The sequence below is a fragment of the Ensifer sp. VA4 genome (assembly GCF_055710065.1).
In genome coordinates this window covers 344,885-360,272 of record NZ_JBVQPO010000006.1, presented here as the reverse complement: position 1 = coordinate 360,272, position 15,388 = coordinate 344,885, and the positions used below count along the sequence as shown (strand labels likewise).

Genomic DNA, 15,388 nt, shown 5'->3' with positions numbered 1-15,388 from the left:
AGGCCCCGCGCCTTCTTATGCCATCATCCGGTTTTAAGCCGGTTAATGCGACGTGATTGTGAGAATTATGCTTCTCGCAATATCTTGGCGGTACCACAGCGCCGAATCGTGCGTGATTTTGTGCTTGAACCGATTTCGATTTAAGAAATTGTGTGGGAGGCGTCAGCCTCGGAAAGACCAAGGAGAGTATTGTATGGAACGGACGTGCCTGGCCATCATTCTGGCTGCGGGTGAAAGCACGCGGATGAAATCGTCCATGTCGAAGGTGCTGCATCCGGTCGCTGGCCGGCCGATGATCGCCCATGTCGTTCAGGCGCTGGCGAGCGCCTCGATCTCCGACATCGCCCTGGTGGTTGGCCGCGACGCAGATTCGGTGTCGGCTGCTGCCGATATCGGCGGCGTGTCGGTCTCTTCCTATCTGCAGAAGGAACGGCTGGGTACGGGGCATGCGGTGCTGGCTGCCCGTGAAGCGCTGGCAAAAGGTTATGACGACGTTCTCGTCGTCTTCGGCGATACGCCGCTGATCACGCCGGAACCTCTGAAGGCCGCGCGTGACGGTCTTGCCGCCGGCAACGACGTGGTGGTGATCGGCTTCGAGGCCGCCGATCCGAGTGGCTATGGACGTCTGATCGTCAAGGACGGCGCCTTGCTCGCCATCCGCGAGCACAAGGATGCCACCGAGGAAGAGCGCCGCATCACCTATTGCAACGGTGGACTAATGGCGATCGACGGTCGCAAGGCGCTCGATCTGCTTGGCCGCATCGGCAACGCCAACGTCAAGGGCGAGTATTACCTGACGGACCTCGTGGAGATCGTCCGCGAGATCGGCGGCCGGGCGATTGCCGTCGAGGCGCCGGAAGAAGAGTTGACCGGTTGCAACACGCGCGCCGAGCTCGCCTTCATCGAACGGCTGTGGCAGCAGCGCCGCCGCCACGAACTCATGTTGTCGGGCGTGTCGATGATCGCGCCGGAAACGGTGTTTCTCGCTTGGGATACGGTGCTCGAGCAAGATGTGCTGATCGAACCAAATGTCGTCTTCGGTCCCGGCGCGCGCGTCGAGAGCGGTGCCGTCATCCACGCTTTCTCGCATGTCGAAGGCGCAACGGTCCGGGCCGGGGCCACGGTCGGTCCCTTTGCCCGGCTGCGTCCGGGCGCCGATCTCGGCGAAAAGTCGAAGGTCGGCAACTTCTGCGAGGTCAAGAAGGCGGAGATCGGCGCTGGCGCCAAGGTCAACCACCTGACCTATATCGGCGACGCCTTCGTCGGTGCCGGTTCGAACATCGGTGCCGGTACGATCACCTGCAACTATGATGGCGTGAACAAGCACGAGACCCGAATCGGCGAAAATGCCTTCATCGGGTCGAATTCGTCGCTGGTCGCGCCGGTGACGATCGGCGATGGGGCCCTGGTTGCCTCGGGCAGCGTGATTACCGAGGACGTGCCCGCCGACGCCGTTGCCTTCGGCCGCGCCCGCCAGAAGATCAAGCCGGGTCGGGCGCGGCTGCTGCGCGAACGCTACCAGGCGGTTAAGGCGGCCAAGAAGGCCGCAAAAGCCGCCGGCTAGGCCGATGGCGCCGTGGCCTCATCAGGCACGTAAAGGTCCGCTGCAGCTTGCTTGAATCGGCTGCGATTCAGGGAAACATGCGGAGCGTTAAATACTGAAACCGAAAGTGAAATCGGGGCGGATTGCCTCACCCGGCAAATGCTTTACCAAGGCAGCGCGTCGGGCGGGACATCTGCCCTCATTGACTGAGGCGCCGCGACGGGCGCGGGGACAAATCGGAGACGACTATGTGCGGTATTGTGGGCATCGTTGGCGACCAGCCGGTATCGGAGCGACTGGTCGATGCGCTGAAGCGCCTCGAATACCGCGGCTATGATTCCGCCGGTGTGGCAACCATCAATGGCGGAACGCTGGAGCGCCGGCGCGCCGAGGGCAAGCTCGTCAATCTCGAGATCCGGCTGCGCGAACAGCCGCTCGCCGGCACGATCGGTATCGCCCATACGCGCTGGGCGACCCATGGTGCGCCGACCGAGCGCAATGCCCATCCGCATTTCACCGACGGTGTCGCCGTCGTCCACAACGGCATCATCGAGAACTTCGCCGAATTGAAGGACGAACTGATCGCCGATGGCGCTAGGTTCGAGACCGACACCGACACCGAGGTCGTGGCGCATCTGCTCTCCAAGTTCCGCCGCGAAGGCCTTGGCCGGCGCGAGGCGATGCACGCGATGCTGAAGCGGGTCACCGGCGCCTATGCGCTCGCCGTGCTCTATCAGGACGACCCGTCGACGATCATGGCGGCGCGCAACGGGCCGCCGCTGGCGATCGGCCACGGCAAGGGCGAAACGTTCCTCGGCTCCGACGCGATCGCGCTTGCGCCCTTCACCAACGAGATCACCTACCTGATCGACGGCGATTGGGCGGTGATCGGTGCGAACGGCGTGCATATCTTCGATCTCGCCGGCAATGTCGTCGATCGGCCGCGCCAGATCTCGTCGGCTGCCGCCTATATGATCGACAAGGGCAACCACCGGCACTTCATGGAGAAGGAGATCTATGAGCAGCCGGAGGTGATCGCGCACGCGCTGAGCCACTACATCGACTTCGCCGGCAACCGCATCAAGCCGCTCGCCGGCACGATCGATTTTGCAAAGGTTCCGAGCCTGGCGATCTCCGCCTGTGGCACGGCCTATCTCGCTGGCCTAGTCGGCAAATACTGGTTCGAGCGCTATGCCCGCCTGCCGGTGGAAATCGACGTCGCTTCCGAGTTCCGCTATCGCGAAATCCCATTGTCGGCGCAGTCGGCAGCACTGTTCATCTCGCAGTCGGGTGAAACCGCCGACACGCTCGCCTCGTTGCGCTACTGCAAGGAGCTCGGCTTGAAGATCGGTGCCGTCGTCAACGCCCGCGAATCGACGATTGCGCGCGAGTCCGATGCGGTGTTCCCGATCCTTGCCGGTCCGGAGATCGGTGTCGCCTCGACCAAGGCCTTCACCTGCCAGCTCGCGGTGCTGGCGTCGCTGGCGATCGGCGCCGGCCGCGCCCGCGGCACGGTCAGCGCCGAGGAGGAGCAGGCGCTGGTTCGCTGCCTCGCCGAGATGCCGCGCATCATGGGCCAGGTGCTGAATGCCATCCAGCCGAAGATCGAGCAATTGTCGCACCAGCTCGCCAAGTACGATGACGTGCTCTATCTCGGCCGCGGCACCAGCTTCCCGCTGGCGATGGAAGGTGCGCTGAAGCTCAAGGAAATCTCCTATATCCACGCCGAAGGCTATGCCGCCGGCGAGCTGAAGCATGGGCCGATCGCGCTGATTGACGAGAACATGCCCGTCATCGTCATCGCGCCGCATGACCGCTTCTATGAGAAGACGGTTTCCAACATGCAGGAGGTGGCCGCGCGCGGCGGCCGGATCATCCTGATCACCGACGAGAAGGGGGCTGCCGCCTCCAAGCTCGAAACCATGGCGACGCTCGTGCTGCCTGACGTGGACGAGGTCATCGCGCCGATGATCTTCTCGCTGCCGATCCAACTGCTCGCCTACCACACGGCGGTGTTCATGGGCACCGACGTCGACCAGCCCCGCAACCTCGCCAAATCGGTCACCGTCGAATGATCTACGTCCGGCAAGAGCGTCCAGGCGATGAGAAGGCGATTCGTGACGTGACCGCTGCCGCCTTTGAAGGGCATCCGCACAGTGATCAGAGCGAGCCCCTCATCATCGAACGCCTGCGCGAAGCTGGTGCGCTCAGCGTCTCGCTGGTTGCCGAGATGAACGATGAGATTGTCGGGCACATCGCCTTTTCGCCCGTCACCCTGACGCCGGCAGAATCCGGCTGGTTCGGGCTTGGGCCTGTGTCAGTCAAGCCGGAGGTTCAGGCGCAGGGCATTGGCCGGCAGCTGATCCTCGAGGGGCTCGAATGGCTGCGGGCGGAAGGGGCTGCCGGCTGCGTCGTCGTCGGCGATCCCGCCTATTATCAAAAGTTCGGTTTCCGCAACGAATCGGCTCTTGTATTCCCCGGTTGTGCGCCGCAATATTTCATGGCGCTGGCACTCTCCGGCGCGATGGCGGCGGGCACTGTCGCCTATCATCCGGCCTTCGGGGTCGCGTGAGGCTGGAGCGGGATTGAGGAAAAATGTGCGCGGTCTTCCGCCCGAATCCCGCTCTAACTGGAGAAGCGATCAGGTTTATGATTTTCGGTCGATCCGACCCGAAATCATAAGCGTGATCTAAGGCGAAAGACGCATGACGACGAAGAAGAGCTTCATCGCAACCCGGCTACGAAACTATTTCCTGACTGGTCTGATCATTTGTGCACCGATAGCGATCACGGCCTGGCTCGTCCGCTCCTTCATCGAATGGGCGGATGGTTGGGTGAAGCCGTATCTGCCGAATTTCTATAATCCGGACACCTATTCTCCCGTTGCAATCCCCGGCTTCGGACTGCTCGTCGCCATCGTCGTGATCACGCTCGTCGGCTTCCTGACCGCAAACCTCGTTGGCCGGTCGATCGTGAATTTCGGCGAGTCCCTCGTCAACCGCACGCCGCTGGTGCGCACGATTTACAAGTCGACCAAGCAGATCTTCCAGACGGTGCTTCAGGAGCAGTCGTCGTCCTTCAAAAAGGCAGGACTGATCGAATATCCGAGCCCGGGCCTCTGGGCGCTCGTCTTCATCGCAACGGATGTCAAAGGGGAGATCGCCGCCAAGTTCGACGACCGCGGCATGGACATGGTCACGGTGTTTCTCCCGCCGACTCCCATCCCAACGGCTGGCTTCCTGCTGTTCGTACCGCGCGACAAGATCATTCCGCTCGATATGAGTGCGGAGGATGCCGCCAAGCTGTTGATCTCCGGTGGCCTTGTGACGCCTGACCACAAGCCGCTTGCCAATGCGCCGTTGAAGATCGGCCAGCAGAAGACCGCCTGACGACCAGGCGTCCGTCCGGTCGAAACCGGCTCACACTGTCCTGGTTGGCATCTAGCCGGCGCGCAGGAAGCGGATCGCCTCGTCGCGCCGGTAGAGATAGAGCAGTGTCCGCAGCGCTTCGCCGCGTTCCGACGTCAGATCCGGGTCGCGCTCGATCACATAGGCGGCGTCCTTGCGGGCGATTTCCAGGAGATCGCCATGGGCTTCCAGGCTGGCGATGCGGAAGCCCGGCGTGCCCGACTGGCGCGTGCCGAGCAACTCGCCTTCACCGCGCAGCTTCAGGTCCTCCTCGGCAATCAGGAAGCCGTCCTCGCTGTCACGCAGGATCGAGAGCCGTGATCGGCCATTTTCGCTGAGCGGACCCTTGTAGAGCAGGATGCAGGTCGAAGCCTCGTCGCCGCGCCCGACGCGGCCGCGCAACTGATGAAGCTGGGCAAGGCCGAAACGTTCCGCATGTTCGATCACCATGATTGTCGCATCGGGCACGTCGACGCCGACCTCGACGACGGTGGTGGCGACCAGCAACCGGATCTCGCCATTCTTGAAGGCGAGCATGACGGCGTCCTTCTCGGCTCCATTCATGCGGCCATGTACGAGGCCGACATTGTTGCCGAAGCGCTTGGCGAGGCCTTCGTATCGTTCTTCGGCAGACATGACGTCGACGGCTTCCGACTCCTCGACGAGCGGGCAGATCCAGTAGGCCTTCTTGCCCTCGCGAAGGGCTGCGTCCAGACGATCGACGATATCGCCGGTACGCTCCGTCGGGATCGTCACGGTCTGGATCGGCTTACGCCCGGCAGGCTTCTCCGTCAGCTTCGAGACATCCATGTCGCCGAAGGCCGCGAGCACCAGCGTCCGCGGGATCGGTGTGGCCGTCATCACGAGCATATGCGGAGAGATCCCCTTGGCCGTCAGGCGCAGGCGCTGGTGAACGCCGAAGCGGTGCTGCTCGTCCACCACCGCCAGTGTCAGTTCCTTGTAGTTCACCGTATCCTGGAAAAGCGCGTGCGTGCCGATCACCATCCGCGTCTCGCCGGACGCGATACGATCCAAGATGGCATCGCGTTCCTTGCCCTTGGTGCGGCCGGTCAGGACGTCAATCGTGATGCCGGCCGGCGCGGCCATCCGCGCAAGGGTCGCATGGTGCTGCCGGGCGAGAATTTCGGTCGGCGCCATCAGCACGGCCTGTCCGCCGGATTCGACCGCTGCCAGCATCGCCATCAACGCCACCATCGTCTTGCCGGAGCCGACGTCGCCCTGCAGCAGCCGCAGCATGCGCTCGGTCCCGGCCATGTCCTTGAGGATGTCGGCAATGGCCGTCGATTGGCTCGCCGTCAGCGAAAACGGAAGTGCATCGATGACGGGCCGGGAGAGCGTGCCGGTGGCGTGAACCGGCGTACCTGCGACCTTGCGAAGGCGCTGGCGGACGAGCGCGAGCGACAACTGTCCGGCGAGAAATTCGTCATAGGCAAGCCGGCGGCGCGCGCGCGCCTGCGGATCGATATCCGTTGCATCCCGGGGATCATGCAGCGCGCGGAAACTCTCCGCGGCACTGGCGAAACCCTGTCTGGTGAGCAGCGCATCGTCCACCCATTCCGGCATTTCCGGCACGCGGGCGACGGCCGCCTCGATCGACTTGCGCAATGTCCGCGGCGAAAGCCCGGCGGTCAGGCCATAGACCGGCTCGACCAGCGGCAGGTTTTCCGCCTCGCTCGCCCGAACCGCATAGTCCGGATGCACCATGGATGGCCGGCCGTTGAACCAGTCGACCTTGCCGCTGACGATGACCGTCTCATCCACCGGCAGCGACTTTTCCAGCCAGTTGCCCTTGACCCGAAAATAGGTGAGCGCCAGCTCGCCGGTCTCGTCATGCAGGAAGACGCGGTAGGGCAGGTTGGGTTTGCCGCGCGGCGGCGGCTGATGGCGGTCGACCCGGCCGGTAATGGTGACGATGACCCCTTGCGGCGCATGGGCAATGCCGGGCTGCTGCCGGCGGTCAATCAGCGAGTGCGGCGCGTGGAAGACAAGATCGACGACACGGCAATCCTCGATCGTTTCACGACCGAGCAGCTTGGCATAGAGCTCCCCGATCTTCGGGCCGATGCCTGGAAGCGTGTCGAGCGGTGAGAAGAGCGGATCGAGCAGGGCGGGGCGCATGGCGATGAAATTGCGATGATAAATCGGGCTTTGGCAAGGCTGACAATCACCTATTCAGAGTTTATAGAGCCCAGTGACGACAAACCGTAGCCTGGAGCGTCCCGCTTTCAAGTGGTACCACTGAAGGTGACAAGGTGCTCTGGAATCAAAGCGCTGGAGCGTCTTTCGCGTGTTCGTCCGAATGCGCGGCGCTCTCCTGCATGTTTTCTTTCTCCCTGAACCCAGTCCGGATCAGGGGCAAAAACATGCAGCAATCTCAAGTGCTACAGCGACTTTCGTGCGCCTTGGAAGACGCGCGGCGCGGTAGCGGGCGGCAGGAAGGAATTTCCATGACTGGCATCTCACGCACCAGCGCCGATCTCGATCCGCGGCGACGGCGGATCCTGTTCCGTGCCTGGCATCGCGGCATTCGCGAGATGGATCTGATTCTTGGGCAGTTTGCCGAGGCTGAGCTTTCGGCGCTTTCCGAAGTCGAACTCGATGAACTCGAGACGATCATGCGCGAAGAGGACAACGATCTCGTCAGGTGGATCACCGGTGAACAGCCGGTGCCCGTTCGCTATCAGACGCCGATGTTCGAGCGCATCGCCGCCTATCGTCCCGATTTCGACAAGCTTCCCGAAGGAATGAAATAGACCGATGATGCTGGTTGGCCTTGATCCGAAGAAGATCGTCGAAGCGCAGCGGGAGATCACGATCGGCCCGGTTCCCGCCGGTGCCGAGGCACTGGTTCTGGCCGAACTTGCGCGGGCGGGCCAGCCGGTCGCCTATATTCTGTCGGACGGCCAGCGGATCGCTGACCTGGAGCAGGTCTTGAGCTTCGTAGCGCCGGATATTCCGGTCCTGACACTGCCGGGTTGGGACTGCCTTCCCTATGACCGCGTGTCGCCGAGCGCCGACACGTCAGCACGGCGTCTCGCGGCACTCAGCGCGCTGATTGCGCACAAGAAGAAGCCGCATGCGGCGATCGTGCTGGTGACGGTCAATGCCGCCCTGCAGAAGATTTCGCCGCAGGAGGTGATCGAGAGCCTGGCGTTTTCGGCCCGCCCGGGCAATCAGGTACGCATGGATGACATCGCCACCCGGCTTGAGCGCAATGGCTTCGAGCGGGTCGCGACGGTGCGCGAAGTGGGCGAATACGCGGTCCGCGGCGGCATCCTCGATGTCTTCGTGCCCGGCAGCGCCGAGCCGCTGCGTCTCGATTTCTTCGGCGACACGCTCGAGACGATTCGCTCCTTCGATCCCGCAAGCCAGCGCACGACCGGCCAGGTTCGCTCTCTCGATCTCAATCCGATGAGCGAGGTGTCGCTGACGCCGGAGACGATCAGCCACTTCCGCAGGCAGTATCTTTCGCTCTTCGGCGCCACGACCCGCGACGATGCACTCTATCAGGCTGTCTCCGAAGGGCGGCGTTACGCCGGCATGGAGCACTGGCTGCCGCTCTTCTATGATGGGCTGGAGACGGTCTTCGACTATCTCGACGGTTTCCGCATCGTCACCGACCATCTGGCGCGCGAAGCCGCCGCCGAACGCTCGAAGCTCATTCTCGACTATTACGATGCCCGTCTGGCATCGGCCTCTCCCGGCAAGGCGCAGACCACGCAGGGTACGCCCTATAAGCCGGTTCCGCCGGAATTGCTCTATCTGAATTCGCAGGGCTTCAACGCTGCTCTTGCCTCGCGCGACGCCATTCGCCTGTCGCCGTTCAACGAGCATGAAGGCGAAGCCCGACAGGTGATATCGGTCGATGCGCGCCAGGGCATGCGCTGGGCGAAGTCGGCGGGCGAGGGGGAGACGGAGAGCGAACGCGTCAACGTCTTCGACCAGGCGGTCAAGTACATTGCCGAGCGCCGTTCGAAGGGCGCCAAGGTGGTCATCTCGGGCTGGAGCGAGGGATCGCTGGACCGGCTGTTGCAGGTGCTCGTCGAACATGGGCTCGGCAACATCAAGCCGATCAAGGCACTGGCCGAGGTCAAGAGCCTGAAGCCGGGCGAGGTGGGATCGACCGTCCTCAGCATCGAGGCCGGCTTCGAGACCGGCGATCTCGTTGTTATCGGCGAACAGGATATCCTGGGCGACCGCATGGTGCGGCGTTCGAAGCGCCGCAAGCGCGGGGCCGACTTCATCGCCGAAGTCGCTGGCCTCGACGAGGGCAGCTATGTGGTGCACGCCGAGCACGGCATCGGCCGCTTCGTCGGGCTGCGCACCATCGAGGCCGTCGGAGCGCCGCACGATTGCCTCGAGCTTGTCTATGCCGAAAACGCCAAGCTGTTCCTGCCGGTCGAAAACATCGAGCTTCTGTCGCGCTATGGTGCGGAGGGGACCGATGCGATCCTCGACAAGCTCGGTGGCGTTGCCTGGCAGGCGCGCAAGGCCAAGCTCAAGAAGCGGCTGCTCGACATGGCGGGTGGGCTCATCCGCATCGCCGCCGAACGCCACACGCGCCGGGCGCCGGTTCTCGTCGCTCAGGATGGTGTCTATGACGAATTCGCCGCCCGCTTCCCCTATGACGAGACCGAGGATCAGTTGAACTCGATCGAGGCGGTGCGCGACGATCTCGGCAGCGGCCGCCCGATGGACCGCCTCGTCTGCGGCGACGTCGGCTTCGGCAAGACAGAAGTGGCACTGCGTGCCGCCTTCATCGCGGCCATGAACGGCGTGCAGGTTGCCGTCGTCGTGCCGACCACGCTGCTCGCGCGCCAGCATTTCAAGACCTTTTCCGAGCGCTTTCGCGGTCTGCCGATCCGCATCCAGCAGGCTTCCCGTCTCGTTGGCTCGAAGGAACTGGCGCTGACCAAGAAGGAAGTGGCCGATGGAAAAACCGACGTCGTCGTCGGCACCCATGCGCTGCTCGGCACCTCGGTCAATTTCGCCAATCTCGGTCTGCTGATCATCGACGAGGAGCAGCACTTTGGTGTCAAGCACAAGGAACGGCTGAAGGAGCTGAAGTCCGACGTGCACGTGCTGACGCTTTCGGCAACGCCGATCCCGCGCACGCTGCAGCTCGCCCTGACAGGTGTTCGCGAGTTGTCGCTGATCACCACGCCGCCGGTCGATCGCATGGCGGTGCGCACCTTCATTTCACCCTTCGACGCGCTGGTGATCCGCGAAACGCTGATGCGCGAGCACTATCGCGGCGGCCAGAGCTTCTATGTCTGCCCGCGCTTGAGTGATCTCTCGGAGATCCATGACTTCCTGAAATCCGACGTTCCGGAACTGAAGGTGGCGGTCGCTCACGGCCAGATGCCGGCGACCGAGCTCGAAGACATCATGAACGCCTTCTACGACGGGCGTTACGACGTGCTGCTGTCGACGACGATCGTCGAATCCGGTCTCGATGTCCCGACGGCCAATACGCTGATCGTGCACCGCGCCGACATGTTCGGCCTCGCCCAGCTCTACCAGCTTCGCGGCCGCGTCGGCCGCTCGAAGGTGCGTGCCTTCGCGCTGTTCACTCTGCCGGTCAACAAGACGCTCACGGGAACGGCCGAACGCCGGCTCAAGGTGCTGCAGTCGCTCGACACGCTCGGCGCCGGCTTCCAGCTTGCCAGCCACGACCTCGATATCCGCGGCGCCGGCAACCTGCTCGGCGAGGAACAGTCGGGCCACATCAAGGAGGTCGGTTTCGAACTTTACCAGCAGATGCTCGAGGAAGCGGTCGCCGAACTCAAGGGCGAGGAAGAAATCCACGATACCGGCTGGTCGCCGCAGATCTCGGTCGGTACCCCGGTGATGATCCCCGAACACTACGTGCCGGACCTGCACCTGAGGCTCGGTCTCTACCGCCGCCTGGGTGAACTGACGGATCTCAAGGAAATCGACGGCTTCGGCGCCGAGATGATCGACCGCTTCGGGCCGTTGCCGATCGAGGTCCAGCACCTCCTGAAGATCGTATACATCAAGTCGCTCTGCCGTACGGCCAATGTCGAGAAGCTCGATGCCGGGCCGAAGGGGGTCGTCGTCCAGCTCCGCAACAAGGAGTTCCCGAACCCGGCGGCGCTGGTCGGTTACATCGCCAAGCAGGGCACGCTCGCGAAGATCCGGCCGGATCACAGCATCTTCTTCCAAAGGGAGCTGGCAACGCCGGAGAAGCGCCTTTCAGGCGCTGCGATGGTGATGACGCAGCTCGCGGGCCTGGCGAAGTAGCCACGTTTTGTAGCGTGCTGCCGTAGCGCCAGACTACAGCGCCGCGCGCCTTTTCAGACGCGCGAAGGTCGCCGTAGCGCTTTAGATTTGCTGCATGTCTCCTCGAATCGACTTAAGGAGACAGGGCTGCTCAGTTGGGTTTGCCGCTCGCCTTCATTTGCGCGATTTCGCGCAGCGCATTCGTCAATACGTCGACGGTTTGCGCTCCCATCACGGCATATTGTCCGTCGAGAATGAAGCAGGGCACGCCGGTCACGCCCATCTCGCGCGCCATCCCGACCTCTTCCTTGACGGCGTCCTTGTCGGCGTCGGAGTTCAGCAATGCGGCGATGACGGGCCGATCGAGACCGGCCTTCTCGGCGATATCCAGCAGCACGGCGTGATCGCCGACGTTGCGACCTTCTTCGAAATTGGCCTTGAAGAGCAGGCCGACGACGGCCGATTGCGTCGGTTCGCCGTTGGTTGCAGCCCAGCGCACGAGCCGATGGGCATCGAGCGTGTTCGGGCTGATCTTCACGGCATCGAAGTCGAAGGCAATGCCGTCGGCGTTTCCGAGCTCGCGCAGCATGTCATGCGCGCGATCGACGGCTGCCTGACCGCCGAGCTTTGCGGCCAGATGCTGCTTGTGGTCGACGCCTTCGGGCGGCAGGTCGGGATTGAGCTGATAGGGACGCCAATTGACCGTGACGAGCACGTCCGGAACATTGGCGATCGCCTGATCGAGTCTCGCCTTGCCGAGATAGCACCAGGGGCAGACGACGTCCGAGACGATATCGATGCTGACGGTTTCCATGGTGCGGGTGCCTTTCCTTATTTGGTATGTCGGCGAGATAAGCCGGTTTGACCCGGCTTTCAATGCGTTACCAAAAGGGAACCAACCCTCTACTGCGCGTTTTGATCCCACCAGGTCGGAAGTTGATAGCCGTAAAGCGGCAATACATCGGGGCGGCCGATATGCTTGTGCCTGGCCACCCACTGCGCGTCCAGGTGATAGAGCGGCACTAGGTAGGAATTATTGACCAGCAACCGGTCATGCGCACGTACGGCGGCCGTGAAATCCTCGGTCGTCCGGGCCTGGAGAATGTTGTTGATCATGCGGTCGACATCCTTGTCGGCTACGCCGGCAAAGTTGTCGCTCCCCTGCCGGTCCCGCGACTGGGAGGACCAGCGCCCGACCTGTTCGACGCCGGGCGACAAAGTCGACGGGAAGGATTTGATGATCACGTCGTAGTCGAAGGATTGGCTGCGCTGCTGGTACTGCGAATCGTCGACGGTGCGTACGGAAGCCTGAATACCGAGCGGGGCGAGAAAGCGCTGGTAGGCCAGCGCGATCTTTTCCTGGCCCGCATTCTGGCTCATGATCTCGAAGGCGAGCGGCGCGCCGTTGGCGTTCACCATCTTGCCGTCCTTTATCTGGAAGCCGGCCTCCCGCATCAGCGAAACGGCGACGCGCAGCACGTTGCGATCGCGACCGGAGGCGTCGGTCACCGGCAGCCGGTATGTGCCATCGAGAATCGCCGGATTGATACGCTCGCGCGCATCGCCGATGAGGCCGAGTTCGCGGTCGTCGGCCGGCGCGCCGAGGAAGCTCAGCGTCGAATTCTGCCAGTAGCTCTGGGTGCGCGTATAGGCGCCGTCAAAGAGGTTCTTGTTGACCCACTCGAAGTCGAACACCAGCGCCAGACCCTGCCGGAGCTTGAGATTGTCGAACATCGGCCTGCGGGTATTGAATACGATGCCGAGCATGCCCGAGGGCGTCTTCGGCTTGAAGGTTTCCTTGACGACCTCGCCGGTGCGGACAGCCGGAAAATCATAGCCGCGCGCCCATTTGGTGGCGCTGCCTTCGGGATAGACGTCGATCTCGCCCTTCTTGAACGCCTCGAACAGCGAATTTTCCTGGAGAAAATACTCGACGGAGATTTCGTCGTAATTGTCCTGGCCGACTTTCGACGGCAGGTCCTTCGCCCAATAGTCCGGGTTTCTCTTGTAGACGATGCGCTCGCCGGGCTTCACTTCGGCGACGCGATAGGGACCGGAGCCGAGCGGCGGTTTCAAGCTGGTCTGCTCGAAGGTCGCAACGTCGATTGCATGCTTCGGCAACACCGGCGAGAGCCCGAGCAGCAACGGAAGTTCGCGGTCCGCCTCTTCGGTGAAGGTGAAGCGGACGCTGCGGTCGCCCACCTTCTCCATCTTTGCCACCTTGGCCAGGCGGTTGCTGAAGGGAACCCGTCCCTTGTCGCGCAGCAGTTCGAAGCTGAAGATGACGTCTTCAGCGGTTACCGGCTGCCCGTCGGCCCAGCGGGCATTGGGATTGAGGTTGAACTGGATGAAGGTCCGGTCGTCATCCCATTCGACCGATTCGGCGAGCAGGCCGTACATGGTGAAGGCCTCGTCGCGCGAGCGCTGCATCAGCGATTCGTAGACGAGGTTGCCGTATTCCGGGTCCCACATGCCGCGCGCCGTCGTGCGCATGCTTTTCAGGATGAAGGGATTGAGGCTGTCGAAGCTGCCGACGACGCCGTAAGAGATCTTCCCGCCCTTCTTCACGTTCGGATTGACGTAGGGAAAGTTCTTGAAATCGGCTGGCAGCGCCGGCTCGCCATGCATCGCGATGGCATGGACAGGAGCGGCTGCCGCGCCGTTGGCGAACGAAGTGACGGTCATGAGCAGTGCCAGACCGGAGAGAATTGAACGCAAAGTCACCTCCCGTGAAGGGGTATCAACAGGCCGATTCCCTAAACGTTAGCAACGGTGACCGATGAATCCAACCGATCCGCCGCCCAAATTCCACCCAGTCGCAAGTCAAAAAATGACAGGAAACACTGGATAATCGAAGCGAGCCAATGTAACAGGTGTTTCCGGAAACGGGGTCATGCATTTGCCTTATTTGGCCAACAGGACAACGGCGGCTGACGATACTCACCTGCGGAACGAATTGTTCCGTTACCGGATTTCAGGAGACGGAATCACAATGATCTTCAAGTCGAATTTTACCAAACGCTCGGGTATGGCAGCGCTGGCGCTCTCTGTAGCTGCTGCGGGCGTGCCGGGTGTTGCATCCGCCCAGCAGGCGGGTGGCAAGCCGCCGCAGGGCTGGTTCAAGGTCTGCACCAAGCAGGAAGACAATGACGTCTGCATCGTTCAGAACCTGCTGACCGCCAATAACGGCCAGCTCGTGACCGCTGTCGGCCTCATCACCGTAAGCGGCAAGGTCAATCGCAAGGTCCTGCAGGTTTCCGTACCGTCCGCACGCCTCATCCCGACCGGTGTCCAGATGCAGATCGACGGCGGCAAGCCGGTGAAGCTCGACTACGCCATCTGCATGCCGGACAAGTGCGTCGCTGAAGCGCCGCTCTCCGACCAGCTGATCGCAAGCCTGAAGAAGGGCAATGAAGTCGTCTTCACGTCGGTGAACTTCCAGCGTGCGCCGAACCCGATCAAGATGGCCCTCACAGGCTTCACCGGTGTATTCGACGGCGAACCGATCGAACAGTCGCAGCTCGAAGAGCGCCAGCGCCTCCTGCAGGAAGAAATGCAGAAGAAGGCCGAGGACGCCCGCAAGAAGCTCGAGGAAGCCCAGAAGGCTGCCAAGCAGAACTGAGCGATCGCTCGCGATCGCCAAAAGAAACGCCCGGACTTAACGTCCGGGCGTTTTCATTTTATCCGGGGCAAAAGCCTTGAAGCGCGTCGCGATCTTAGGGTTCGTTGAGCCTTCGATATTTCATCTCAAAACGCCACGCACTTTTGCGGCATGCTTCAGTGACGGAAAGTCGCCTTGGGCTTGTAGTGGCCGACGCCATCCTTATCGAACAGGGCATCGACTTGGGCGTGGCGCATCGGCCGGTCGCTGTCGTCGAACTCCAGGTTCTGCTCGGAAACGTAGGCGACATATTCGCTGTCATCGTTTTCGGCGAACAGATGGTAGAAGGGTTGATCCTTGCTCGGGCGGATCTCCTGCGGAATAGCGTTCCACCACTCTTCGGTGTTGGCGTATTCCGGATCGACGTCGAAAATGACGCCGCGGAACGGGAAAATCCGATGGCGAACCACCTGTCCGATCTCGAATTTGGCGTTTCTTTGTTTCATGACGCAACACATCCTTTCAGGAGATTATCTGGGTTGGCGAACCCAAAACATCAATAGGGATCTCCCT

Annotated in this window: 11 protein-coding genes; 7 read left to right on the top strand and 4 right to left on the bottom strand. The window is 62.3% G+C overall.

From position 1 onward, the window contains the following. Nucleotides 1-193: 193 nt before the first annotated feature. The 4 genes from glmU (at nucleotide 194) to AC0C6X_RS13100 (ending at nucleotide 4,932) form a co-directional block, all read left to right on the top strand. Nucleotides 194-1,564, top strand: a complete 1,371-nt coding sequence (gene glmU, locus AC0C6X_RS13115) for a bifunctional UDP-N-acetylglucosamine diphosphorylase/glucosamine-1-phosphate N-acetyltransferase GlmU (RefSeq protein WP_472953494.1) — start codon at nucleotides 194-196, stop codon at nucleotides 1,562-1,564. 227 nt (nucleotides 1,565-1,791) lie between these two features. Next, entirely contained in the window at nucleotides 1,792-3,618 is a 1,827-nt protein-coding gene (glmS, locus tag AC0C6X_RS13110; protein WP_472953492.1) for a glutamine--fructose-6-phosphate transaminase (isomerizing), read from the top strand. Then, nucleotides 3,618-4,115 (top strand): GNAT family N-acetyltransferase, encoded by a 498-nt coding sequence (locus tag AC0C6X_RS13105; protein ID WP_472953529.1) that lies wholly within the window; start codon nucleotides 3,618-3,620, stop codon nucleotides 4,113-4,115. The genes glmS and AC0C6X_RS13105 overlap by 1 nt, the downstream gene beginning before the upstream one ends. A gap of 133 nt (nucleotides 4,116-4,248) precedes the next feature. Continuing rightward, nucleotides 4,249-4,932, top strand: a complete 684-nt coding sequence (locus AC0C6X_RS13100; RefSeq protein ID WP_173516489.1) for a DUF502 domain-containing protein — start codon at nucleotides 4,249-4,251, stop codon at nucleotides 4,930-4,932. A 51-nt stretch (nucleotides 4,933-4,983) separates the two neighbouring features. Here AC0C6X_RS13100 and recG read toward each other — a convergent pair whose 3' ends face one another. Then, nucleotides 4,984-7,089 carry an ATP-dependent DNA helicase RecG gene (gene recG, locus AC0C6X_RS13095; protein WP_247959001.1) on the bottom strand — a complete coding sequence of 702 codons (2,106 nt, stop codon included), beginning with the start codon at nucleotides 7,087-7,089 and terminating at the stop codon, nucleotides 4,984-4,986. Nucleotides 7,090-7,418: 329 nt separating this feature from the next. On the opposite strand from recG, the gene AC0C6X_RS13090 reads away from it, so the two are divergent. Continuing rightward, nucleotides 7,419-7,724, top strand: a complete 306-nt coding sequence (locus tag AC0C6X_RS13090) for an FAD assembly factor SdhE (protein WP_173516491.1) — start codon at nucleotides 7,419-7,421, stop codon at nucleotides 7,722-7,724. Nucleotides 7,725-7,731: 7 nt separating this feature from the next. Beyond that, entirely contained in the window at nucleotides 7,732-11,235 is a 3,504-nt protein-coding gene (gene mfd, locus AC0C6X_RS13085; RefSeq protein WP_173518127.1) for a transcription-repair coupling factor, read from the top strand. A 130-nt stretch (nucleotides 11,236-11,365) separates the two neighbouring features. Here mfd and AC0C6X_RS13080 read toward each other — a convergent pair whose 3' ends face one another. Continuing rightward, nucleotides 11,366-12,028, bottom strand: a complete 663-nt coding sequence (locus AC0C6X_RS13080; RefSeq protein ID WP_472953488.1) for a DsbA family oxidoreductase — start codon at nucleotides 12,026-12,028, stop codon at nucleotides 11,366-11,368. An 89-nt stretch (nucleotides 12,029-12,117) separates the two neighbouring features. After that, on the bottom strand, nucleotides 12,118-13,899 hold the full coding sequence (locus AC0C6X_RS13075; RefSeq protein ID WP_173518128.1) for an extracellular solute-binding protein: 1,782 nt from the start codon (nucleotides 13,897-13,899) through the stop codon (nucleotides 12,118-12,120). A 307-nt stretch (nucleotides 13,900-14,206) separates the two neighbouring features. Between AC0C6X_RS13075 and AC0C6X_RS13070 the strand changes: the two genes are divergently transcribed. After that, complete coding sequence (locus AC0C6X_RS13070; protein ID WP_173516493.1) at nucleotides 14,207-14,836, top strand: invasion associated locus B family protein; 630 nt, start codon at nucleotides 14,207-14,209, stop codon at nucleotides 14,834-14,836. Nucleotides 14,837-14,991: 155 nt separating this feature from the next. Here AC0C6X_RS13070 and hspQ read toward each other — a convergent pair whose 3' ends face one another. Continuing rightward, nucleotides 14,992-15,321 (bottom strand): heat shock protein HspQ, encoded by a 330-nt coding sequence (gene hspQ / locus AC0C6X_RS13065; RefSeq protein WP_173516494.1) that lies wholly within the window; start codon nucleotides 15,319-15,321, stop codon nucleotides 14,992-14,994. Nucleotides 15,322-15,388 lie beyond the last annotated feature (67 nt).

Coding starts and splice junctions, on each gene's coding strand:
- glmU (WP_472953494.1), top strand. CDS start 194: ATGGAACGGACGTGCCTGGCCATCATTCTGGCTGCGGGTGAAAGCACG.
- glmS (WP_472953492.1), top strand. CDS start 1,792: ATGTGCGGTATTGTGGGCATCGTTGGCGACCAGCCGGTATCGGAGCGA.
- AC0C6X_RS13100 (WP_173516489.1), top strand. CDS start 4,249: ATGACGACGAAGAAGAGCTTCATCGCAACCCGGCTACGAAACTATTTC.
- recG (WP_247959001.1), bottom strand. CDS start 7,089: ATGCGCCCCGCCCTGCTCGATCCGCTCTTCTCACCGCTCGACACGCTT.
- AC0C6X_RS13090 (WP_173516491.1), top strand. CDS start 7,419: ATGACTGGCATCTCACGCACCAGCGCCGATCTCGATCCGCGGCGACGG.
- mfd (WP_173518127.1), top strand. CDS start 7,732: ATGCTGGTTGGCCTTGATCCGAAGAAGATCGTCGAAGCGCAGCGGGAG.
- AC0C6X_RS13080 (WP_472953488.1), bottom strand. CDS start 12,028: ATGGAAACCGTCAGCATCGATATCGTCTCGGACGTCGTCTGCCCCTGG.
- AC0C6X_RS13075 (WP_173518128.1), bottom strand. CDS start 13,899: ATGACCGTCACTTCGTTCGCCAACGGCGCGGCAGCCGCTCCTGTCCAT.
- AC0C6X_RS13070 (WP_173516493.1), top strand. CDS start 14,207: ATGATCTTCAAGTCGAATTTTACCAAACGCTCGGGTATGGCAGCGCTG.
- hspQ (WP_173516494.1), bottom strand. CDS start 15,321: ATGAAACAAAGAAACGCCAAATTCGAGATCGGACAGGTGGTTCGCCAT.